18 protein-coding genes are annotated in these 21,659 nt (G+C 72.2%); 10 read left to right on the top strand and 8 right to left on the bottom strand.

Features of this window, described 5'->3' with window-relative positions; genetic code table 11:
* Positions 1–133 precede the first annotated feature (133 nt).
* Positions 134–1,378, bottom strand: coding sequence for an MFS transporter (locus FEF34_RS17360; protein WP_138053993.1), 1,245 nt, complete (start codon positions 1,376–1,378; stop codon positions 134–136).
* Positions 1,379–1,905: 527 nt separating this feature from the next.
* On the opposite strand from FEF34_RS17360, the gene FEF34_RS17355 reads away from it, so the two are divergent.
* Both FEF34_RS17355 and FEF34_RS17350 read left to right on the top strand, forming a co-directional pair.
* Complete coding sequence (locus FEF34_RS17355) at positions 1,906–2,790, top strand: glycoside hydrolase family 19 protein (RefSeq protein ID WP_138053992.1); 885 nt, start codon at positions 1,906–1,908, stop codon at positions 2,788–2,790.
* A 190-nt stretch (positions 2,791–2,980) separates the two neighbouring features.
* Positions 2,981–4,759 (top strand): serine/threonine-protein kinase, encoded by a 1,779-nt coding sequence (locus FEF34_RS17350; RefSeq protein ID WP_138053991.1) that lies wholly within the window; start codon positions 2,981–2,983, stop codon positions 4,757–4,759.
* 20 nt (positions 4,760–4,779) lie between these two features.
* On the opposite strand, the gene FEF34_RS17345 is transcribed toward FEF34_RS17350, so the two are convergent.
* Both FEF34_RS17345 and FEF34_RS17340 read right to left on the bottom strand, forming a co-directional pair.
* Positions 4,780–5,022 (bottom strand): DUF397 domain-containing protein, encoded by a 243-nt coding sequence (locus FEF34_RS17345; protein WP_138053990.1) that lies wholly within the window; start codon positions 5,020–5,022, stop codon positions 4,780–4,782.
* Positions 5,019–5,855: a helix-turn-helix domain-containing protein gene (locus FEF34_RS17340; RefSeq protein WP_138053989.1), complete on the bottom strand. Its 837-nt coding sequence runs from the start codon at positions 5,853–5,855 to the stop codon at positions 5,019–5,021. Before FEF34_RS17340 ends, FEF34_RS17345 begins: the two co-directional genes overlap by 4 nt.
* Before the next feature lie 155 nt (positions 5,856–6,010).
* Between FEF34_RS17340 and FEF34_RS17335 the strand changes: the two genes are divergently transcribed.
* The gene (locus tag FEF34_RS17335) at positions 6,011–6,418 is read left to right on the top strand and encodes a hypothetical protein (RefSeq protein WP_234042431.1); all 408 of its coding nucleotides are present in this window, start codon (positions 6,011–6,013) and stop codon (positions 6,416–6,418) included.
* A gap of 200 nt (positions 6,419–6,618) precedes the next feature.
* Entirely contained in the window at positions 6,619–7,746 is a 1,128-nt protein-coding gene (locus tag FEF34_RS17330; RefSeq protein ID WP_138053988.1) for a CapA family protein, read from the top strand.
* A 179-nt stretch (positions 7,747–7,925) separates the two neighbouring features.
* On the opposite strand, the gene FEF34_RS17325 is transcribed toward FEF34_RS17330, so the two are convergent.
* The 3 genes from FEF34_RS17325 to FEF34_RS17315 all read right to left on the bottom strand — a co-directional run bounded on the left by FEF34_RS17325 (position 7,926) and on the right by FEF34_RS17315 (position 11,486).
* Positions 7,926–9,869 (bottom strand): serine/threonine-protein kinase, encoded by a 1,944-nt coding sequence (locus tag FEF34_RS17325; RefSeq protein WP_138053987.1) that lies wholly within the window; start codon positions 9,867–9,869, stop codon positions 7,926–7,928.
* A 262-nt stretch (positions 9,870–10,131) separates the two neighbouring features.
* On the bottom strand, positions 10,132–10,605 hold the full coding sequence (locus tag FEF34_RS17320) for a MarR family winged helix-turn-helix transcriptional regulator (protein WP_138053986.1): 474 nt from the start codon (positions 10,603–10,605) through the stop codon (positions 10,132–10,134).
* 230 nt (positions 10,606–10,835) lie between these two features.
* On the bottom strand, positions 10,836–11,486 hold the full coding sequence (locus FEF34_RS17315; RefSeq protein ID WP_138053985.1) for a type 1 glutamine amidotransferase family protein: 651 nt from the start codon (positions 11,484–11,486) through the stop codon (positions 10,836–10,838).
* A 180-nt stretch (positions 11,487–11,666) separates the two neighbouring features.
* On the opposite strand from FEF34_RS17315, the gene FEF34_RS17310 reads away from it, so the two are divergent.
* The 3 genes from FEF34_RS17310 (at position 11,667) to FEF34_RS17300 (ending at position 15,197) form a co-directional block, all read left to right on the top strand.
* Positions 11,667–13,028, top strand: a complete 1,362-nt coding sequence (locus FEF34_RS17310; RefSeq protein WP_138053984.1) for an aspartate aminotransferase family protein — start codon at positions 11,667–11,669, stop codon at positions 13,026–13,028.
* 450 nt (positions 13,029–13,478) lie between these two features.
* Positions 13,479–14,159 carry a GntR family transcriptional regulator gene (locus FEF34_RS17305; protein WP_138053983.1) on the top strand — a complete coding sequence of 227 codons (681 nt, stop codon included), beginning with the start codon at positions 13,479–13,481 and terminating at the stop codon, positions 14,157–14,159.
* Positions 14,160–14,546: 387 nt separating this feature from the next.
* Entirely contained in the window at positions 14,547–15,197 is a 651-nt protein-coding gene (locus tag FEF34_RS17300) for a hypothetical protein (protein ID WP_138053982.1), read from the top strand.
* A gap of 172 nt (positions 15,198–15,369) precedes the next feature.
* Here the strand turns inward: FEF34_RS17300 and FEF34_RS17290 are convergent, their stop codons facing one another.
* Complete coding sequence (locus FEF34_RS17290) at positions 15,370–16,461, bottom strand: hypothetical protein (protein WP_138053981.1); 1,092 nt, start codon at positions 16,459–16,461, stop codon at positions 15,370–15,372.
* Between FEF34_RS17290 and FEF34_RS17285 the strand changes: the two genes are divergently transcribed.
* Positions 16,433–16,672, top strand: a complete 240-nt coding sequence (locus tag FEF34_RS17285; RefSeq protein WP_138053980.1) for a hypothetical protein — start codon at positions 16,433–16,435, stop codon at positions 16,670–16,672. The genes FEF34_RS17290 and FEF34_RS17285 overlap by 29 nt on opposite strands.
* Here the strand turns inward: FEF34_RS17285 and FEF34_RS17280 are convergent.
* Positions 16,669–18,573, bottom strand: coding sequence for a DNRLRE domain-containing protein (locus FEF34_RS17280; RefSeq protein WP_171052987.1), 1,905 nt, complete (start codon positions 18,571–18,573; stop codon positions 16,669–16,671). The genes FEF34_RS17285 and FEF34_RS17280 overlap by 4 nt on opposite strands.
* 784 nt (positions 18,574–19,357) lie before the next feature.
* Here FEF34_RS17280 and FEF34_RS43690 point away from each other — a divergent pair.
* Both FEF34_RS43690 and FEF34_RS17270 read left to right on the top strand, forming a co-directional pair.
* Positions 19,358–20,338: a hypothetical protein gene (locus FEF34_RS43690; RefSeq protein ID WP_199800673.1), complete on the top strand. Its 981-nt coding sequence runs from the start codon at positions 19,358–19,360 to the stop codon at positions 20,336–20,338.
* A gap of 39 nt (positions 20,339–20,377) precedes the next feature.
* Entirely contained in the window at positions 20,378–21,574 is a 1,197-nt protein-coding gene (locus tag FEF34_RS17270; RefSeq protein ID WP_138053978.1) for a tyrosine-type recombinase/integrase, read from the top strand.
* The last annotated feature ends 85 nt before the right edge of the window (positions 21,575–21,659 follow it).

The following is a 21,659-nucleotide window of genomic DNA, read 5'->3' as shown; positions in this document are numbered from 1 at the left end:
GCGGCTTCCGCCCGGCCCTCGGCCTCTCCCAGGACCCGCGGCTGAGACCGGCCCGCGGCTTCCGCGTCTGCTCTCCCGGCCCGCTCCCCCTTGGGCCCACGTCCGTTTCCCCGGTCGGCATTCTTTCTTGGTCTCACGTTCGTTTCCCCGACCGGCGTCCGTTCCCCGCCTCACGTCCGTGTGTCCTGCCGAGTGCCGCTGCGACCGCCAGGTACGGCAGGGCGAGCAGGGCGAACACGGTGCCGTGCGGCGCGTGCGCGGACAGCCCCGCGTACGTCCCGTAGACCAGCAGTGTGGTGAGTCCCGTCCCGAGACCCGCGAGGGACGTCACGGTGGCCCGGCTCGGGCCGGTGATCGCCTCCTGCAGCCGGGCGTCGACCAGCACATCGGTCAGCTGGAAGACCAGGAACGCCACCCCCACCAGGACGAACCCGCCGGGGCCACCGTTCAGCGCTCCCGCGGCGAGCACCGCGGCGCCCGCCGCGACGGCGGCCCCGAGCGCCCGCCCGGAGAGCCGCTCGCCCGGCCCCACCAGCAGCGAGCCGACCGTCACCCCGACCCAGACCACCAGGACCAGCAGCGGGACCGTCGCCGTCGCGACACCGGTGGCTGCGGCCAGCAGTGGTACGTACTCGTCGAGCGCGCCCCAGACCGAGGTGACGACGACGGACAGCAGCAGGGCGTGCCGCACCCGACGGCTGCCGCGCACCTCGGTGAACCCCGCCCGCAGGGCCGCCGTGTGCGCCCCGCGGCGAGTGCGCCGTTGAGCACCCCGGTCGGTGGGCCCGCGGTGTTCGGGCAGCGCCGCGCCCACGGCGGCGCACAGCAGACAGGCGGCGACGCTGGCCGCACCGATCAGCAGCTCGCCGCCCCGGGCGAAGGCCGGTGCCGCCAGCGCGGTGGCCGCGGCGGTCGCGGCCATGCTGACGGCGGCGGTGCGCCCCATGATCCGGCCGTAGCGTGAAGCGGCACCGAGTCGTTCGAGCTCGTCGTGCACCAGGGCCTCCATGGCACCGGAGCGGAGCGACCCTCCGGCACCCCACAGCACGAACCCGGCGGCGTACGCGCCGTACGAGGGGAACAGGACCCACAGGGCGAACCCGGCAGCCGTGAGCAGCGGCCCGGTGACGGTCATCAGCCTGCGGGACACGGCGTCGGCCCAGACACCCGACGGGACCTCGACCAGCAGTCCGGTCAGGGACCAGAGGGCGAACAGGGACGAGATCCGGGCGGTGTCCAGGCCGTGCCCGGCGAAGAGCAGTGCGTAGACGGGGTAGAGCAGGACGAAGTCCTCGAGTCCCGCGTAGAGGTAGAGCGTTCGCTCGAGCCGGCGCACACCGGGCCGGAGCGGGGGCGGGCAGGACGAAATGACAGGCATGGGTGGTGGTCCTTCTGCGGAACGGACGGGGACGCCGGGTGCTCACCCGCCGCGGCGGTCCGCGACTGCCCGTTCCAGGACCTGCTGCCGTGCGTCAATGTCGTCGGCTCATGCGCCCGAGTCTGGCACAGGACGGCGCTGCGCGGCCCGGGGTTTCCGGGCCTCGACCGGCCGGCCGACCCGCCCCGGCGGGCGATGACACACGACCGGAAGGCCCCCGCGCACCGCGCGGGGCCCCCGTTCTGCGGAACCGTGCCCGTGCGAGACGGGGCGGCGGCGCACGGACCGGCGCCTCGACGCCGAACCTGTTTCGACAGGCCTCCGGTGCCCGCCGCGGCAGCGGGGCAGCGGGGTTCAGGCCATTCGGGGTTCAGTCTTGGTCTAGACCTTGACAGGTTCAGACCATTGCCTGTTCAGTGCTCAACACGCCATAGGGCGACACGACTTGGGAATCCCGTCCCGCGTTCCTCCCCACACCCCGCATCCCCCACAGCACCCACAGCACCCACAGGGAAAGGACGATAACGTTGTCGCGTCGGATCACCACCCTGCTCGCCGCCTTCGTGGCGGTGCTCGGACTCACGGTCCTCGTCCCCTCGACCGCGTCCGCGGCCGCGTGCGCCGCGGCTTGGAACTCCTCGTCCGTCTACACCGGCGGAATGACCGCTTCCCACAACGGCCGCAACTGGCAGGCCAAGTGGTGGACCCAGAACGAGGCCCCCGGCTCCGCCGAGGTCTGGGCCGACCAGGGCGCCTGCGGCGGCGGTGGCGGCAACCCGAACCCGGATCCCTCGGGCTTCGTCGTCAGCGAGGCGCAGTTCAACCAGATGTTCCCGAACCGGAATTCCTTCTACACGTACAGCGGGCTGACCACTGCCATGAGCGCGTACCCGGCCTTCGCCAAGACCGGCAGCGACACGGTGCGGAAGCAGGAGGCCGCCGCCTTCCTCGCCAACGTGGCGCATGAGACGGGCGGCCTGGTCCACATCGTGGAGCAGAACACCGCCAACTACCCGCACTACTGCGACCGCAGCCAGCCCTACGGCTGCCCGGCGGGCCAGGCCGCGTACTACGGCCGCGGCCCGATCCAGCTCAGCTGGAACTTCAACTACAAGGCCGCCGGTGACGCCCTCGGCATCGACCTGCTGGGCAACCCCTGGCGCGTCGAGCGGGAGTCCGCCGTCGCCTGGAAGACCGGCCTCTGGTACTGGAACACCCAGAGCGGGCCCGGCACGATGACCGGCCACAACGCCATGGTCAACCAGGCCGGGTTCGGCCACTCGATCCGCTCGATCAACGGCTCCCTGGAGTGCGACGGCAAGAACCCGGCGCAGGTCCAGAGCCGTGTGAACAACTACCAGCGCTTCACCCGGATCCTGGGCGTGCCGACGGGCGGCAACCTGTACTGCTGACGCGTTCGGCGGATCGGCGGGAGCGGGCGGCCCGCGCCGCCCGCTCCGTCGTACCTGGCCCGCGGGGTGGCGCCTTCGGCGAGCTCCTGGGTGGGATCCGCGCGCGACGGCGGCGTAGGACGCTCCGGGCCGGAGGCGTCGGAGCCACCTGCGCGGGGCCGTGTCGCCCGCATCTCGTAGGCTCCCGGCCATGAGCGACGGGGAATCCGGCAGACGGGTCATAGACGGGCGCTTCGAGCTGGAGGCGCGGCTCGGCGGCGGCGGTATGGGCATGGTGTGGCGGGCGCGCGATCTGGTCCTGGACCGGGCCGTGGCGCTCAAGGAGGTACGGCCGCCCGATCCGGGTCTCGCCGAGTACGACCCGCAGGGCGCGGCGATGCTCCGGGCCCGGGTACTGCGCGAGGCACGGGCGCTCGCCCGCGTCGACCATCCCAATGTGGTGACCATCCACCACGTGGTGGACGGCGGGGAGCACACCTACCCGTGGCTCGTCATGGAGCTGGTGACCGGCGGATCACTTCATGACCGGCTGGAGAAGGGGCCGCTGGCGCCCGCCGAGGCCGCCCGTCTCGGCCGCGAGGTGCTGGCAGCGCTGCGCGCCGCGCACGACGTCGGCATCCAGCACCGGGACGTGAAGCCCGCCAACGTCCTGATGCGCCCCGACGGCCGTCCCGTCCTCACCGACTTCGGTATCGCGGCCATCAGGGAGTCCACGGCGCTGACCGCGACCGGGTCCGTCATCGGCACGCCCGACTACATGGCGCCCGAGCGCATCTCCGGTGGCGAGGGCGGCCCTGGCTCCGATCTGTGGTCGCTGGCGATGATGCTGTACGTCGCCGTCGAGGGGCGTCACCCGCTGCGCAGGGGCAGCACCCTCGCGACGCTGGCGGCCCTCCTCAGCGAGGAGCTTCCGCCGCCCGTCCAGGCCGGATCGCTGACCGGTTTCCTGAGCGCCGTGCTCGTCAAGGACCCGGCCGGCCGGGCGGACGCGGAGACCGCCGACCGGATGCTCGCGGAAGCGGCCGAGGGCCGGAACCCGGCTCCCGGCGCGCCGAGTCCGCCGAGTGTTCCGACTGCTCCTGGCGGGGCGGGCGGCACCACGTCGTACCGGCTGTCAGCTCCGCCGGGGCAGACGGCCGCACCGACCGCAGCTCCGGGCGGGTTCGGACCGCCGATGGGCTTCGGGCCGCCGATGGGCTTCGGGCCGTCGGCTCCGCACGACGCCGTGCCGGGTCCGGTCGGCCCGCCGACCCCCTACCCGGCGGGCCCCACACGGCAGACGCCGCCGGGTCCGGGCGGCCGTGCGAAGGGCCGGGTCGCGATCGCCGCGTCCGCCGTCGCGACCGTACTGGCAGGCGTCCTGGTGTGGACCCTGCTGCCGGACGGTGGCGGCAAGGGCGGCGAGACGGCGGCGAGTTCACCCGGCCCCGCCTCGACCGCGACGAAGGGCGCCACGCCCGCTCCGCCCGAGGCGGCCCCTTCGGCGTCGGCGTCGGCGTCCCAGGTCGACGCGAAGACCGATCTGCTGACCCCGGACGGCATCCGGACGGCGGTGAAGGAGATCAAGGCCGCGACCGGGACGGACCGCGCGGGCGACTTCAGCGTCTACCCGGACTACGTGTCAGCGGAGATCATGCTCAAGGGCAGCGACACCAAGTACGACAGCTACACCTACCGCCCGGGACAGGGCGTGCAGAAGGGCATCATCAGCGGCTCCCTGATCGGCGGCGACCGCCCGTTCAGCCTGGACGACTTCGACTGGGACGTCCTCCCCGCCCTGCTGAAGCGGGCGGAGAAGGACCTCAACGTGAAGCAGCCGACCATGCGTTACGTCCTGGTCCGCCCTCCAGACGACACCTTCGGCACCCCGCTGGGGCTGGCCGTCTATCGCGTGGACGACCATGTCGCCGGCTATCTGGAGGCCGATCTGAAGGGCAAGGTGACCCGGGTGATGCCGGCCCAGGACTGACCGGCTCCCGGGCCTGTCGGCTACGCCCCGGCGGCGTGGCCGACGAACGCCGCCCAGGCCCCGGGGGCCACGGTGAAGACCGGGCCCTCGGGGTCCTTGGAGTCGCGGACGTGGACGGCGTGGGGGCAGGCGGCGACCTCGACGCAGGCGCCGGTGCAGTCGCTGCTGTAGGACGACTTGCGCCAGTCGAAGGCCACTTCGACGCAGCTGCCGCCGCCGCTGTCGCTGTAGCTGGACTTGAACCAGCGCAGGGTGCTGCTCATCTCTGCTCTCCTGCCAACTGCTCGATGAGGCCAAGCGATTCACGAGGGCCCAGGGCCTGTGCCCGGATCTTCGCATACCGCTGAGTCAACGTACTCACCTTTGCGGGCTCCTTGATCAGCAGGCTCTCACCCTGGATCTCCAGGAAGACCAGGTGGTCGTGCTCCGGCGTCTCCACCAGCTCCATCGCGCCGCGATCGCCGGCGTACTCCCCACCCATCCCCGCCTCCAACGGCAGCACCTGCAACGTCACGTTACGCCGCCGCGCGCACTGCGCAAGGTGCCGCATCTGGCCACGCATGACCTCATGGGTGCCGATCGTCCGCCGTAACACCGATTCCTCCAGCACCACCTCGATCAGCGCCACCGGCTCCCGCTCGAAGAGTGCCCGCCGCGCCAACCGCGCGTCGACCAGTTCCTCCACCCGCTGCTCCGGCAGCGGCGGATACCCGCCGCCGATCAGCGCCCGCGCGTACTCCTCCGTCTGGAACAGTCCGTGGACCACGAGCGTCGCGTACAGATGGAGCCCGACCGCCTTCTGCTCCAGCAGCGCGTAGTCCTTGAACTGCGCCGGGTACTTCTCCAGCCGTACGTACGTCCTCGCCTGCTCGAAGATGTCCATCCCGTCGCCGAGCACCCGCTCCAGCTGCACCAGCATCGCGTCGCTCGCCGGCTGTGCGCCCGTCTCCATCGCGCTCACCGCCGAACCCGTGAAGCCGATCTCCTTCCCGAGCTGCTCCTGCGTCCAGCCTTTCCGTACGCGCAACTTGCGGGCGACGTCCGCCACGAGCCGTGCCGTAGGACCCGCCAGTTGTTTGTTCTCCGCTCGCGCCATTGCGATCACCATTCGACTCAACCGGACTCAACCGGTCTCCATCCGTCCCCGCCGAATTCGACCTTGATCAAGGCAGGTTCGCGCAGGTCAAAGAGTGTCCGACCTGCCTCGCAAGGCTATGGAGAACGCTATCCGGGCGGCATCACACTGTCGCCGTGAATACGGATAATCGACGAGTGGACGTGGACTGGATCCCGGTCTCCGGATTCCGGCTCCGCAAGGCGGGCGTGCATTTCGACGCCGTACGCGTCGACGGCGACGACGGACGCCGGCTGGCCGATCTGCTGGACCGTATGACGGGCGGCGACCCCGGTCCCATCGTCACCGAGGCGAACGGCTGCCGCGGCGTCTACTTCCTGCTCCCGGCGGCCAGTACGGCCCACCGCTCGTGGCCGCGCGGGGTGACCCGTTACAACTCGGGTGCCGGAGGCGTCGGTTACGTACCCGTCCCGGCGCTCGACGGGCCGACCTGGCCTCTGGCCTGGCGTGTCCCGCCCGTCGCGAACGACCGCTTCGTGCACCCGCTGCTGCTGTGCACGGCGGCCTGCGAGCTGCTGGGCTGACAGCGTCTCCGCGGCGTCGGCCTGGTGGCCGGGGAGCGCCGTGGGGCTCTCCGGCGCTCGGACCGGCGGGCCGTCCCGGCTGCGGAGTGTGACGGGACTGGCGCCGGCGGCCCTTCCCGTGCGCCCCGTGCACCCTGAGCGCCCCGTGCCCGAGTGTCCGTACACCCGTACAAAACGGTCATGCGTGGGAAGATTGCCGCATGAACGGCCGGGATCTCGTGACGCTGTTCGTCTGCGGCGACGTCATGCCGGGCCGGGGTGTCGACCAGATCCTTCCGCACCCCGGTGATCCCGCGCTGCGGGAGAGCTACATCCGGGACGCCCGGGACTACGTGGCGCTCGCGGAGGCGGTGAACGGGGCGATCCCGCGCCCCGTCGACTACACCTGGCCCTGGGGTGCGGCGCTCGGCGTGCTGGACCGGTTCGACCCGGACGTCCGTGTGATCGACCTGGAGAGCAGCGTCACGACCAGCGACGACTTCGCCTCGGGCAAGGCGGTGACGTACCGGATGCACCCGGACAACCTGCCGTTCCTGGCGGCCGCGCGGCCCGACGTGTGCGCGCTCGCCAACAACCACGTGCTGGACTTCGGACTGCGCGGCCTGGAGGAGACCGTGGACGTGCTCGGCCGCGCCGGTCTCGGGCCGGCCGGGGCCGGACGGGACCGGGCCGAGGCACAGCGGCCGGTCGCGGTTCCCACCAGGAGCGGGGGCCGGGTGCTGGTCCTGTCGTGCGGGATGGCGTCGGCCGGGGTCCCCTCGCGCTGGGCGGCGGCCGAGGAAAGGCCGGGCGTCGACTACGTCCCCGACCTGTCGGTCCGCAGCGCCGACGTGCTCGTCCGGCGGCTGCGCGAGGTGCGCGAGCCCGGCGACCTCGCAGTCGTGTCGATCCACTGGGGCTCGAACTGGGGGTACGGGGTGTCGCAGAGCCAGAGCGGTTTCGCCCACCGGCTCGTCGAGGGCGGCGTGGACCTCGTCCACGGGCACTCCTCCCACCATCCCCGGCCGCTCCAGGTGCACCGCGGAAAGCTCATCCTGTACGGCTGCGGCGACCTCATCGACGACTACGAGGGCATCACGGGCTACGAGCGTTACCGCGACGACCTGCGACTGCTCTACTTCCCCACGCTGGACGCGGCGACCGGCGAGCTGGCGGCCCTGCGGATCGTGCCCATGCAGGCGCGGCGGATGACCCTCCACCATGCGTCGCCGTCGGACTCCGGCTGGCTGTGCGAGGTGCTGAGCAGGGCCGGGCGCGCGTTCGGCACCCAGGTGGAGCCCGAGCTCGGCGGGGACGGGACGCTCGCCCTCCGCTGGAACCGCCGCTGAGCCCGACCCACCCCCGGCCCGTCCCGGTGTGCTTCAGCCGTGCCCCGCTTGTGTCGGCCGTACCCGGCCCCTCCGGTACGTCCAGGTCTGCTCAGCCGTGCTCCGCCCCTGTCGGCAGCACCCGCCCGTCCCGGTCAGCCGTGCTCCGCCCGTGTCGGCCGGCCCGGCCCACCTCGGGCTCAGCCCACCTTCGTGTACGTCAGCGGCTCTCCCCCCGAGCCGACCAGCTCGCGCACGATCGTCCGGTCGTCGGGCATGTCGAGACGGCTCCACTGGCCCGGCGAGCAGCTCCGGCGGTCGCCGAAGGTGACCTGCGTCGGGCCGAGTTCGAGGGGCGGGCCGGAGGCGCGCAGGGTGGCGGACCAGCGGCAGTCGTAGTTGGCTCCCCGCCCGCTCAGCGTCATGACGGTGTCGCCGGCGGAGCCGCTGGTGATGGTCATGATCCGCGTGTTGGTGTTGCCGTCCGCGGTGGTGAACTCTGCCTGCCAGGTGCCCCTGTACTCCTCCGGCACGATCCCGGCGCGTGCGGTGGAGGAGGGCTCCGTCGTCGCGGGCGTGTCGTCGGCGGTCGGCCCGTCCTGTCCCCCGGAGGCGCCGGGCGAGCGGGGCGCTGACGTCGACGGGCCCGGTGCGGCGGGGGAACGCGTGTGCTCGCCGTTCATGAGCGCGTAGACCGAGCTGCCGGCCGCCACCGCGACCACCACCGCCACGGCGACGAGAGCCACCGTGCCCCGTCTGTCACTGCGCTGCGCCCCGGGCACGGACGGCGGGCCGTACTGCGGATGGGTGCCGTACGGAGGGGCTGCGGAGTGCGGGGTGTGCGGGGTGTGCGGGGCGGGCGCCGGATGGTGCGCCGCCCATCCGGGAGGCGGGGACGGTGTGGGGGTGGGCGCCGGGCCCGGGGGAGGAGTCGGAGGGCCGGCCATCGTGGGAAGGGCGTGCACACCCGGCACACCCGCCGCGCCCTGGGCGCCGCCCGGGTGTCCCGGCGCGGAGGGCAGGTCACCGGGCGGTGGATTGCCGCCCGCGGCGGCCCGCGCGCCGTCGACGGGGAACTGCGCCGGGGAGCCCTGTGCCGCGGCATCGTGCGCTGCATGACCCGGCGCCGGCGGGCCTTGCACGGCGTCCGGGGAGCGCTGACCGAATCCGGGCGCCGGCGCCCCTGCCGCAGGGCCTGCCCCCGTGGCGTCCGTGAAGCTCTCCGGGTGCTCGACCTCCAGCAGTTTCACCGCGTGGCTGCCGAGTTGGGCGATGAGGGCGCCCGGGAGCCACGGCACGCTGGAGTCCTCCGACACGCCCCCCGCCCGCTCCCGGATCCGCTCCAGCGTGGGCCGGGCTCCGGGCTCCTTGCGCAGGCAGTCCCGTATCAGCTCCCGCAGCGACTCCGGGACCCCGGACAGATCCGGCTCCTCCTCGGCGATGCGGAACATCTGCGCGTGGACGCCGCTGTCCGCGGAGCCGAACGGCAGCCGCCCGCCCGCCGCGTACGCCAGGACCGAGCCGAGGCAGAACACGTCGCAGGCCGGGGTGATCCGGTCGCCCCGGACCTGTTCAGGGGCCATGAACCCGGGCGAGCCGACCAGCGCCCCGGTGCGGGTCAGTCCGCCGTCGGCGACGGTCTCCAGGGCGCGGGCGATGCCGAAGTCGATGACCCGGGGCCCGTCGATGGTGATCAGGACATTGGACGGCTTCAGGTCGCGGTGCACGATGCCCGCGCTGTGGATGTCCGTCAGCGCACGGGCCAGTCCGGCGGCGAGGGTGCGTACGGAGTGCTCGGGCAGCGGCCCGTGGGCCGGGCCGCTCCGTCCACCGGAGACCACCGAGTGGAGGGACGGCCCGGCGACATAGCCCGTCGCCACCCACGGCACCTCGGCCTCGGTGTCCGCGTCCAGCACCGGAGCCGTCCAGGCTCCGCCGACCCGGCGGGCGGCCGCGACCTCCTGCCGGAACCGGCTGCGGAACTCCTCCTGCTCGGCGAGCTCCCGCCGTACCAGTTTGACGGCGACCGTACGGCCCCGGTCGGAGCGGGCCAGATAGACCTGTCCCATGCCGCCGGCGCCCAGGCGGGCCAGTAGTCGGTACGCTCCGATGCGGCGCGGATCTCCGGATGCCAGCTGCTCCATGGCCGAGCGCCCCTCCCCCGACATACGTGCGACATACGTGGACGTACACGCACGTGTGCGTGTACGTGTGCGCGCGTACGGATCTGTGCGCGTGCCCGATCGCACGAGAATAGTGCGCCCCGAGCCGGCGCCCACAGGCAACCGCGTTCCCGCCGGGATCAGGCTGGATCGCACCCGCGTTCCGGCCTGTTGCGACCCCGTCCACACCAGGAGGGAGCCGCCGGGGGCTTGGGCCGCCGCCCGCCGGGGCGTGGAGGGCGCGTCAGCGGCTCGCCCCCGCGGGCCCGTCCCCGTCCGCGGTCTCCTGCCGCCCGTCGGATGCCAGCGCCTCCATCGCGGCGGAGAGCCGCTCCAGCACCCGTACCGCCTCCGTGAACTGCTCGTCGCCGAGCCGGTCCGCGAGACGCCCGGCGAACTCGGCGTGCCCCGGGTTGATCCTGTCGATCGCGGCCCTGCCCTCGTCGGTGGGCCGGAGCAGCTTGGCGCGGCGGTGCGCCGGGTTCGGCACGTACTCGGCGAGGCCCTTGCCGACGAGCAGGTCCGCGATCCGCTGCACGCTCTGCCGGGTGATGCCCATGGCGCGGGCGATACCGGCGACCGAAAGCGGCTCGGGCAGCACGGCACCGAGGACCTGCCACCAGGCGGAGGTCAGCCCGGCCGGGCGGGCCAACTCCTCCGCGACGCCCAGGAACTGTCCGTTGAGCCGGAAGACGCTGATGGCGGCGGTGCTGAGCATCTCCTGCCTCTCCCGGGCCGACCGCTTCGCAGCCGGCTCCCGGGCGGGTGCGACGGCCGTTTCGTGGTCCGGCCCGTTGCGCGGGCCATGGTCCGGGCTGCCGCCCGGTCCCTGTGCCGGCCCGGGTGCCGGGGCGGCGCCGGGGCCCCGAGGCGCCCGGATCCGCTCGTGGTCCGTCCGGGCCGGTGCGCGGTGCGGGCCGCGGCCCGCACCGTCGCGTCTGCCGCCCGTCATGCGTTGAGCTCCTCGAACGCCTCCGGGTCGGAGTCGTGGAACAGCCGGTACCAGGCGTCGAGCTTGCCGTCCTCGAACGCCCCGAGCCTGCCGAGCACTTCACGGGCGAATGCCACCGGTTCGGTCGGGCCGGCGGTGATCAGGTCGCCGTCGGTCACGGCGTCGGAGTCGACGTAGTACTCGCCGCCCTCGTAGCCCGTGGCGGCCAGGTAGAACGGGACGGCGCTGGTGTGCTTCCGGTCGTCCAGCAGTCCCTCGCGGGCCAGCCCGGCCGTGGCCCCGCAGATCGCGGCGACGGGCACCCCCGCGTCCAGGAACTCCCGCGCCTTGCGGGCGAACGGCGCCAGCTCGTCGTCCGTGTCCCACAGGTCGGCCCCGGTGAGGATGAGCAGCTCGCTGTCCTCGGGCCGCAGGGTGTCGAGGCCCAGGTCGGGCTGGATGCGCAGACCGCCGATCGTGGTGACCGGCCTGTCCGTGTCGGGGCCGACGGTGCGCACGGTGTGGCCGGTGCGGGCGAGCCAGGCGGTCGCGTGCCCCGTCTCCCAGTCGGCGAACGTGTCGTAGACGGCGACGTGGACCGCCCGCCCGGCCGGCGCGGTATCGGCGACGGCGGTGGTGCTGCTGGCGGATGACGTGTCGGCGGTCATGCCGGCCTCCCTGGCCCTGCGATAGAAGTTCTCCCCGATGACAGTAGACTGTCATAACGACAGCGTGCTGTCAAATACCCGGGTCGTGTTCCCATGCCGCGACACCTTGCCCATGAAAGTGGCCGAGGCCATACAAGGTGGCCATGTCGGCTCCGAGCCGCCCCTCCCTAACCTGGCTGTATGACCCCTCATGTCGAACCCGACCCGCAGGCCGGCGCGGCCGTGAAGGCTGCCGACCGTGCCCACGTCTTCCATTCGTGGTCCGCCCAGGGCCTGATCGACCCGCTCGCCGTGGCCGGCGCGGAGGGTTCGTACTTCTGGGACTACGACGGCAACCGCTACCTCGACTTCACCAGCGGCCTCGTCTACACCAACATCGGCTACCAGCACCCGAGGGTCGTCGAGGCGATCCAGGAACAGGCCGGCCGGCTGGCCACCTTCGCCCCGGCGTTCGCCGTCGACGTCCGGTCCGAAGCCGCCCGCCTGATAGCCGAGCGCACCCCGGGCGACCTGGACAAGATCTTCTTCACCAGCGGTGGCGCCGAGGCGGTCGAGAACGCGGTGCGCATGGCCCGGCTGCACACCGGCCGGGCGAAGGTCCTCGCCGCGTACCGCTCCTACCACGGCGCCACCTCCACCGCGATCAACCTCACCGGGGACCCGCGCCGCTGGGCCTCCGACACCGCCTCCGCCGGTGTCGTCCACTTCTGGGCGCCGTTCCTGTACCGGTCGCCCTTCTACGCCACCACCGAGGCGGAGGAGTGCGCGCGGGCGCTGCAGCACCTGGAGGACACGATCGCCTTCGAGGGCCCGCAGACCGTCGCGGCGATCGTGCTGGAGACGATCCCCGGTACCGCGGGCATCATGACCCCGCCGCCCGGCTACCTCGCGGGCGTCCGCGAGATCTGCGACCGGTACGGCATCGTGTTCGTCCTCGACGAGGTCATGGCGGGCTTCGGACGCACCGGCGCCTGGTTCGCCGCCCAGCACTACGACGTCGTGCCCGACCTGATGACCTTCGCCAAGGGCGTGAACTCCGGCTATGTGCCGCTCGGCGGCGTCGCCATCTCCGCCGAGATCGCGGCGACCTTCGACAAGCGCCCCTACCCCGGCGGCCTCACCTACTCCGGCCACCCGCTCGCCTGCGCCGCCGCCGTCGCCACGATCCGGGTGATGGAGGACGAGCAGGTCGTCGAGCACGCCGCCCGCATCGGCGAGCACGTCCTCGGCCCCGGCCTGCGCGAACTCGCCGAACGCCATCCCTCCGTCGGCGAGGTGCGCGGCCTCGGCGCGTTCTGGGCCCTGGACCTGGTGCGCAACCGGGACACCCGGGAACCGCTGGTGCCCTACAACGCGACCGGCGCAGCGGCCGCCCCGATGGCCGCCTTCGGCGCCGCCTGCAAGAAGAACGGCCTGTGGCCCTTCATCAACATGAACCGCACCCACGCCGTCCCCGCCTGCAACATCACCGAGGCCGAGGCCAAGGAGGGCCTCGCCGCCCTCGACGCCGCCCTCACCGTCGCCGACGAACACACCGTCTGACGCGGCGGCCGACGGAACACGCCGTCCGACGCAGCCGGGGCCCGTGCGCCCCGTCACGGGCCGGGACCGCGGGTCTCGGCCCTTCTGCCCGCGCCGGGACCGGGGTCGGGGTGCCCTTACCTTCCTCCTACCTTCCTCCGGGGCCGGGGCCGGGGCCGGGGCGGCGGGCACCGGGCGGCCCGTCCGGGGTGGACGGGCCCAGGACTCGGGGCCGCGCCCGAGCTGCCGGGCTCGTGCGGGGCTCGGGACGACGTGGGGCGGGCCGGAGCGGGGCCCGGGACGATGTGGGGCGGGCCGGAGCTGGGCCCCGGGATGACGCGGTGCGTCCGGGACGGGCCCCGGGACGATGTGGGGCGGGCCGGGGCGGGCCCCGGGACGATGCGGGGCGGGCCGGAGCTGGGCCGTCGCGGGGCTTAGGGTGTCCGCAACCGGACGGAGGGGACCGACATCATGCCCGCGAGCGGAGCTGTCACCCGCAACACCCTGCGGCAGCAGATCGCCGGCGCGTTGCGGGACGAAGTGCTGGCCGGACGGCTGCTTCCCGGACAGGAGTTCACGGTCAAGCAGATCGCCGAGCAGTACGGCGTCTCCGCCACGCCCGTTCGCGAGGCCCTCGTCGACCTCGCGGGACAGGGCCTGCTCGACTCCAACCAGCACCGCGGCTTCCAGGTGCACCGCTTCTCCGTCGAGGACTTCCGCGGCATGATCGAGGCCCGCTCGCTCATCATGGACGGCATCTTCCGCGAGGGCGGCGCCCCCGGTGCCCGGCAGGCGACGGGCGCGGCCCAGGTCTCCGTCCGCCGCCGGGCGGAGGAGGCGGCACGGGCCGCCCGCTGCGGGGACCTGACCGTCCTCATCGGCTACGACCTGCGGTTCTGGCGTGAGCTGGGCGCCCTCGTCACCAACCGCTACATCGCCGACTTCCTCGACCGGCTCCGCGTGCAGTCCTGGGTCTTCGCCGTGCCCCGGCTCCGGGCCGATCCCGAGTTCGGGGACTGGCTGTGGAGCGGCCACGAGCAGCTCGTCGACGCGATCACCGGCGGCGACGCCACGGGCGCCCGGGCACTGGTCGCGGTGGACGACGACCTCGCCCTGCGCTGGGCGGAGCGTCTGGAGCGGCGTGCGGAGTGAGAACGGCGGAACCGGCGGGGATCGCGGCCCCGGTGAGGACGGCGGAACGCACAGGCGACCCGGACCGGCGGTACGGGCGCGGGTGGAGGGCTCCGAGCGGCCGGAAGCGGCACCGGCGGGGTACTCCCGGCGGCGGCAGCGGCGCCCTCGGAGGACCCGCCCTCGGAGCACCCGCCGTCCGGGGGCCGAGCACCGGCGGGAACTCGCGGGCCCCGGGACCGCGCGGACCGGCCGAGGATGGGTATGTGACCTGCAGACCCCCGGACCGGTGCCGCCACCCGGGCCGGGCCGTCCGGCGACGGCTGACTGTGCGCGATGTGCTAGTAGCACTACGCTGTCCCGACCATCGCACAACCTGCTACGACTCCGATGGAGAGCGAGCCCGTCTTGGCCTGTGACCTCTGGCTGGTCCCCCTCGTCGATGTGCTGTGCCACAGCCCCGACAACCCCTTCGCCGAGGAGATCGCCTCGTACGACAAGGCCCTCACCGAGGCCGGTCTGCCCAACGTTCCCGTCTTCGCCTACATGCCGGGCCTCTCGGGCGACGTCGCCCCGGTCGCCGGCTTCGACTACGACGCCCTGCACTTCCTGCGCCGGGCGTACCTCCTCCAGCTCTGCGGGCTGGCGGTGACGCCCGTCGACGAACTGGGCGGCGACTACGAGCAGTTGCTGGAGATGTTCGAGTCCACGGCCCAGCAGTCCCATCTGGTGTGGCACTACGACCACGCCGGCGCCTACGTTCCCGTCGACTTCCCCGAGCCCCTGTCCAACGAGGAACTCCTCGCCGGCGGCGGCCCGCTGGGCTCCTCCCAGGGCCTGCTGCGCGAACTCGAGTACGTGGCCTCGTCCATCGGCATCGACCCCGCCAACCCCCCGTCCGCCCCGGCCCCGCCCACCCGCCCCACCTCCCTGGAGGAGCCGGCGGGTCCCATCCCCTACGACGACAGCCCGTTCGCCCGTGAACGCCATGTCTGGCTGGGGCTGCACGCGGCGGCGACCCGGAGCCTGGGACAGGGCTCGATGATCATCTTCAGCTGACCGCGCGTCCGCTCCGGCGACCGTGACCGCGACTGTGACCGCGACCGCGACCGCGACCGCGACCGCGACCGCGACCGCGACCGTGACCGCGGCCCGCGTTGCGACGGCGCCCCCGCGCACGTGAGGGCGGCCCGCGCACCGTGTGCGGGCCGCCCTCTTCGCGTACGGCGGGTCAGCCGATGGCGGTGTGACCGTTCCAGCTGGTCCCGACACTGGTGTTGATGACGTTGAACATCGCGGTGGAACTGAGCCGGACGGTGCCGCTCCCGAGATACACCGAGGCGTTGCCGTCCGACCGTACGGCCCAGACGTCGGGTACTCCGTCGCCGGTCACATCGGGTGTGCCCAGGACGAACGGCACGTCGTCCGAGTGCCATCCCGCGCTGCCGTAGAGGAAGTCGACCCCGCCCTCGGCGGCCGTCTGCACGGCGAACGAGGACAGATCGGTACCGGCGCCGGCGAGCTTGCCCTGCCGGAGGTAGATCCTGCCGGTGCTGTCGGTCCGGTAGACGAGATCCAGCCCGGAGCCTCCCCTCACGTCGTCGACCTGCACGAGATCCCGCTGCGACCAGTCGTCCCCGCTGAGCTGGGTGACGGCGCTGAAACTCGACCCCGTGTACCCGGTGAAGGCCCACAGGCCGCTGCCGGCCGTGGCGAGCAGGTCGGGGCGTCCGTCGCCGGTGGCGTCACCGACGGACAGGATCTGGGTGAGCGTCCCGGGGGCCGGGGCGCCGCCCGGCAGCAGCATCTCCCGGCGTTGCCCGACGTCGAAGCCGCCGTATCCGTCACCGGGGTAGACGTAGAGCTTCCCGTCCGGCATCCGGGCGACGAGATCCTGGACGCCGTCGCCGGGCAGCCAGTCCCCGTTGTGCGTGATCAGTGCATCCGTCCAGTACCCGTCGTCGAGCAGTGCGGCGGAATCCCCGGCCGCCGAGTACGCGGCCGCCATGGAGAAGTGGAGGCGGTCGGTGCCCTGGGTCTTGGCGTACAGGAGGAGATTGCCCGACGGGTCGATGGTGTAGACGTCCGGCACCTGGTCGCCGGTGACGTCCCCGGCGGCGTCCAGTTGAGGGCTCGGCCGCACGTTGAACAGGTACTTCGTGACCCCGGAGATGTTACCGACGCTGTCGGCGCTGCGTACGTAGAGCACGCTGGGGCCGGCGTGCGGCGGCTGGAGCGTGACGACCGCCTGGCCGCCGTTGGCCGCGTCGGGCAGAGCCTTCTTGTCGAAGGCCGTGTTGAAGCTGTACTGGTACTCCTTCACGCTGGTCGCCGGCCCGTTGGGCGTGAAGACGAACTGCCCCGCCGTGCCGAAGGCGGCCGTGCTCCAGGTGCTGCCGTCGTCGCCGGGGGGTGGGAAGGCCGCGGACGAGACGCCCGGGCTGTTCGGTGCCGAGTGGTCGACGGTGAACTGGCAGAGCGCGGTCGTGTACGGAGGCCCCCATGCGGAGGTGGCCCCCTCGGCGTCCTTCTAGTACACCGACCACGTGTACGTCGCGCCGTGCGTGAAACTGGACCACGGGATGGTGTACGGCGTCATGGCGCCGGTGCTGTTCGTGGCATGGTCCGCGTCGTGCAGCGGGCTGCTCGGGTATCCCGTGCGCCAGACCTTCAGGTGCAGGTACTTGAGGTTTCCGTCGGCGTCGGAGGCCGAGGAGCTGAACGTGATGTCCTGCTTCCCGATCGACAGGTAGGGCGAGGCGGTGTCACACGTGCCGCCCGGGGAGGTCTTCATGAGCGAACCCGTCGGCTCGTTCGGGGCCCGGTTGTAGACGACCTCGACGTACGGGGAACTCTCCCCGTTGGCCTGGAACTTCTTCCAGGCGTTGGTGTCGTTCTCGTTCGCGGCACGCAGCCCCAGGGTGAGCGCCGTCCACTTCTTGTCGGACGCCTCCTGGGCTGCGGACTTGATGTCCATGGCGACCCACTTGTCCGGGCAGGAGCCCGACTTGTAGCCGTGCCCGTTGGTCTGGCTCGACAGCACGCGCGTCCAGCTCGGTTGCTTGTTCCAGGTGCTGGAGCTGGAGATCGCACCGGTGAGATAGAGGTTGTACTGACGGGACGAGCAGCCCCAGGAGTACGTCTGCAGCGCGCGGAAGGTCGCCGACTGGACCTTCGTCCCGTGCAGGGTCGAGCCGTACTCGAAGGTGAAGACGGAGCGGGAGAGCCCGCCCGTGGTCGACTCGTAGCCGACGCGCGCGTCGTTGGTGCCGTCGTTGAAGTTCTGCCCGTTGTAGAAGCTGGAGCTGGGGTACTTCGCGTACAGCAGCGTCCAGTTCTTCTTCCGCCCCTTGAAGGAGGGGTCGATGAACACCGGGTAGACCGTCTCCGGATCGGTGAGCAGCTTCTCGTCCACGTCGAGGCCGAGCACGCCGCCGTCGCCGAGGCTCGCGTCGAGGACACCGTCGTGGCTCCCGGGCTGCGGCCCGGCGAGACCCGGCAGGGCGAGTGCCGTGGAGCGCACGGCCGGATCGGGCGCCGGTACGGGCTCGCCGATGGTGGCCCTGACGGCCCCGGCGGAGTCCCACACGTACGGGGTCGGGGAGGACGCGATCTCCTCGCCCGCGCTGTCACGGGCACTGACGACGTCCGTGGCGTCGTCGAGCGTGAAGCTCAGGCTGGGGGAGGAGAGCCGGTAGTCGAGCCGGTCCAGCAGCGGGTCCTGCGCGGCCTGACGGGTGTGGACGACGAGGACGTGCGAGTAGCCGCCGTCCCGCGCCGTGAGCAGCAGGTCGATGCCGGGGCGCACGTTCCGGTACAGCGCACGGGACCCGTTCACCAGGGGCTCGGGCAGCGGACCGGGCCAGCGCACGACGAGGTCGTGGCCGCCGGTGCTCATGCGGACCAGGTCGGTCCAGGTGCCGTCCGAGGGCGCGGTTCCGACCGCTCCCACCCCGGCCAGAGACGTCCGCACGGTCGAGCGGGAGGCCCGCCCGCCGTCGTCCTCTTCTCCTGCGCCGCCCTTGGGGCCGTCCGCGCTGCCCGCGCTGAACAGCAGCGGATCGTTGACGGTCCGGGGCGCGTAGCCACCGTCCACGCGGTGCAGGGTCGTGTCGACCGGCTTCCACTCGCCGCCGACCCTGGCCCGGATCGTGTCGCTGTACGTTCGGGTCCTGAGCAGCCCGTCGGGCCGGGCCCAGGTGGTGGAGTCCGGGGTGTGCCGGGCGGTGACCTCGACGTCCTTGCCGGTGCGCCGCGCCTCCCGGGCCGCCTCGGCGGCTTCGACCGGGTGCTGACGGGCGGCGTCACGCCCGGCGCGCGGCGAGGGCTGCTGCCCGCGTTCGCCGGTGAGGTGCACACCCACGGGGAGGGCGATGGCGGCGGCGAGCACGGCGGCCAGTACGGCGAATCCGCGCCGCTTGCGACGCTGCTTCAATTCGGCGCGGCCAAGGGGTGGTTCGATGGAATTCGTGTCATCGCCAGGCGCGGGCTCCGTGCGTTTTTCCTCGGTCCGCGCTTCCTCCTGTGGTGGAGAATTCTCCGTACTCTCCACGTTCTTCGAGGCGTCCATCGTTTCCTTTCCCCCCGCGGGCGCCTGGATGGCTGAGCTGCCCTCGGAACTCCTGCTCTGTGCAGATGCGTGCGCAGCAGAGCATGACTCATCCTCACGTTTTCGTCACCGCCCGGCCGGTGCCCGGGCCAGCGGAACCGCAGGCCCGCCGAATGCGTCCACTCGGTGAGAGGTGCGCCGGTGAGCAGCTGTCCCGCCCGATCCGGCAGCCTTGAAAAGAGGGCATCCCGGGATATTGTTCACGACCCTCGGGTGATCTTTGGAATGCTTTCGCCGGCATATCTCGAATGACGTCCTGCTGTCGGATCCCGCTGATTCGATGGTTGATGCGCCGTCAATTCCCTTCAGTCGACAATCCGTCCTTTCGTGATCGTGATTGACGTCACAGGCGACCTGCTGTTGTGGATTTTGTGTGCGGTCCACCTGCACAATCGCCGGGCTATTTGTCGATTCCCTGTGCCCGTGCTGTCCGTTCCGGCGCGCAGTGGAAGTGGGGGGTTCCATGTCCTCGTCCGATTCGGGACGTACGCTTCGCCTGCCCGGACGAGGGAGCCTGCCTCGTACGCGTGTCTCGCCCCTCAATCGAAGGCGCTCGGCACACCGCCGCCGCACCTCCGCCCCCCGCGGCACCGGAATCGTCCTCTCGGCCGTGCTCGTCGCGACGCTGCTGCCGGCCCAGGCCTGGGCCATCCCGCCCGGTGACCCCCGCAACGGCCCCAACCTGGTCGCACTCCAGCAGGACGCCCCCGCGGACCCGGACGCGGTGAGGATCGACGAGAACGCGGCCTGGTCCGGCGACCCCGTCGAGCCCCCGGCCGAGTACAACCCGACCGATGTCGCGCCCCCGGCCGGCGGAAACGCCGCCGTTCCCCTCGACGACGCGGGCGGAGAGCTCGTCCAGGCCGGCACGCTGCCCGTCCGCATCGGCCAGGCGTCCCCGACCGAGACCGAGCCCGACCCGCCCGCCCCCAGCGGCACCTGGGACGTCGAGGTCGAACCCCGCACCACCACGGAAGCGGCCGACGTCGACGGCGCGATCATCACCGTCACGCCCCCCGGTACCGGCTCCACGCCCGTCGACATCGAGCTGGACTACGGCACCTTCGAGGACCTGTACGGCACCGAGTGGTCCTCCCGCCTCCGGCTCACCCAGCTCCCCGAGTGCTTCCTCACCACACCCGAGTTGGAGGAGTGCACCACCGCGGTCGTCGTCCCGAGCGAGAACGACCCCTCCGCCGAGACCGTCCGCGCCACCGTCGATCCCGCCGCGAGCCAGGCACAGGGCCTGTCCCCCCAGGCCGGCGGCGGCCCCGTCGTCCTCGCGGCCACCGACTCCGCCTCGGGCGCGGGCGGCACGTACAAGGCGACCCCGCTGTCCGCGACCGGCACCTGGACCGCGGGCGGCAGCGGCGGCGGGTTCTCCTGGACGTACCCGCTCACCGTCCCGTCGCCGCCGGCCGGCCCCGCGCCCAAGGTCGCGTTCACGTACTCCTCGCAGTCGGTCGACGGCCGCACCTCGGTCGCCAACGGTCAGGCCTCCTGGATCGGTGACGGCTGGGACTACCACCCCGGTTTCGTCGAGCGCCGCTATCGGTCCTGCACAGTTATCTGCACCAACTCCCCTCGTTGATCGACGTGATGGTCAGTGCGATCGACGAGGAGGAACCCTTTGGAACTGCGACATGAACTGATCGAGGGTCGGGCCGAGCTGCCCCGGGTTGGGGCCGTTGTCCCCGCTCGGGGCGTCCATCCTCCGTACGTCGTCGTGAACGCGTACGACGACGAGATCGAGGCGGCTACCCCCTACCTGCGGGACCTGGCGCTGAACGACTGCAGTCCGCTGACAGTACGCAGCTACGGGTACGGCCTGCTGCGGTGGTTTCGACTGCTGTGGCTGCTGGGGGTGGCGTGGGAGAGGGCGACTGAGGCTGAGGTCGCGGTGCTGGCAGGGTGGCTACGCACGGCCTCAAATCCGCAGCGGCAGCGGACGCGGGCGGGTGGAGACGCGCCGGGATCGGTGAACCTGAGGACCGGCAAGCCGACCCTCCGTGCCGGCTATGCGCCCAGGACGATCAACCACGCGTTGTCGGTGATCAGCGGCTTCTACGGGTACCACGCCCATAAGGGCAACGGGCCGGTGGTCAACCCTGTACCCGTGTCGCCGCAGCGCCGGCGGGCCCTCGCGCACCGCAGCCCGTTGGAGCCGAGGGCGGTCGTGGGTCGGGCTCGGCTTCGGCAGAAGGTCTCCGACCGTCCGCCCCGCTCGATTCCTGACCTGCTCTGGGATGAGCTGTTCGATCGCATGGGATGCGAGCGCGACCGCGCCCTGCTGGAGTTCTACGTCTCCAGCGGCGCCCGCGCGGTCGAGCTGCTCGGAGTCGGGGTGAACGACATCGACTGGGCCGGCCAGCGGATCTACGTGATCTCCAAGGGAACCCGGGAGCGGGAAGCAGTGCCGGCCTCGCCGCAGGCGTTCGTCCGGCTGGCCCGCTACCTCGACGAAGTGGGAACGCCGTCACGGGACGAGCCAGTCTGGCGGACCCGGAGCGGGAGCGATCGGCCCCTGTCCTACTGGGCGATGCGCCGGATCATGCAGCGGGCGAACGAGCTGCTGGGCACGAACTGGACCCTGCACGACCTCCGTCACACGGCGGCGTCCCGGATGGCGAACGGCGGGAAGCTCACGCCGGTCGAGGTCCAGGCGATCATGCGGCACGCCAACATCCAGACCACCAGCCGCTACCTGACCGCCCGGGTGGAGGAGATGTTCGACAAGCTCGCCGAGCACTACAGCACGCCCCGGCCCGCGACGAGCTACCCCACCGGGTACTCCGCGGACGACATCAAGGCGGTGTTCGGTGCCTAGGGCACAGGCCAGCCCGACCACCGGTGTCAGCCGCCGGCACGGGCCCATCGTGGAGGGTCTCACCTTTCCCAGCCGGTTCGTGGGC

The organism is Streptomyces marianii, from assembly GCF_005795905.1.
Classification (GTDB): domain Bacteria; phylum Actinomycetota; class Actinomycetes; order Streptomycetales; family Streptomycetaceae; genus Streptomyces; species Streptomyces marianii.
The sequence above is the reverse complement of the archived record's forward strand: the minus strand, read 5'-3'. Positions and strand labels throughout refer to the sequence as shown.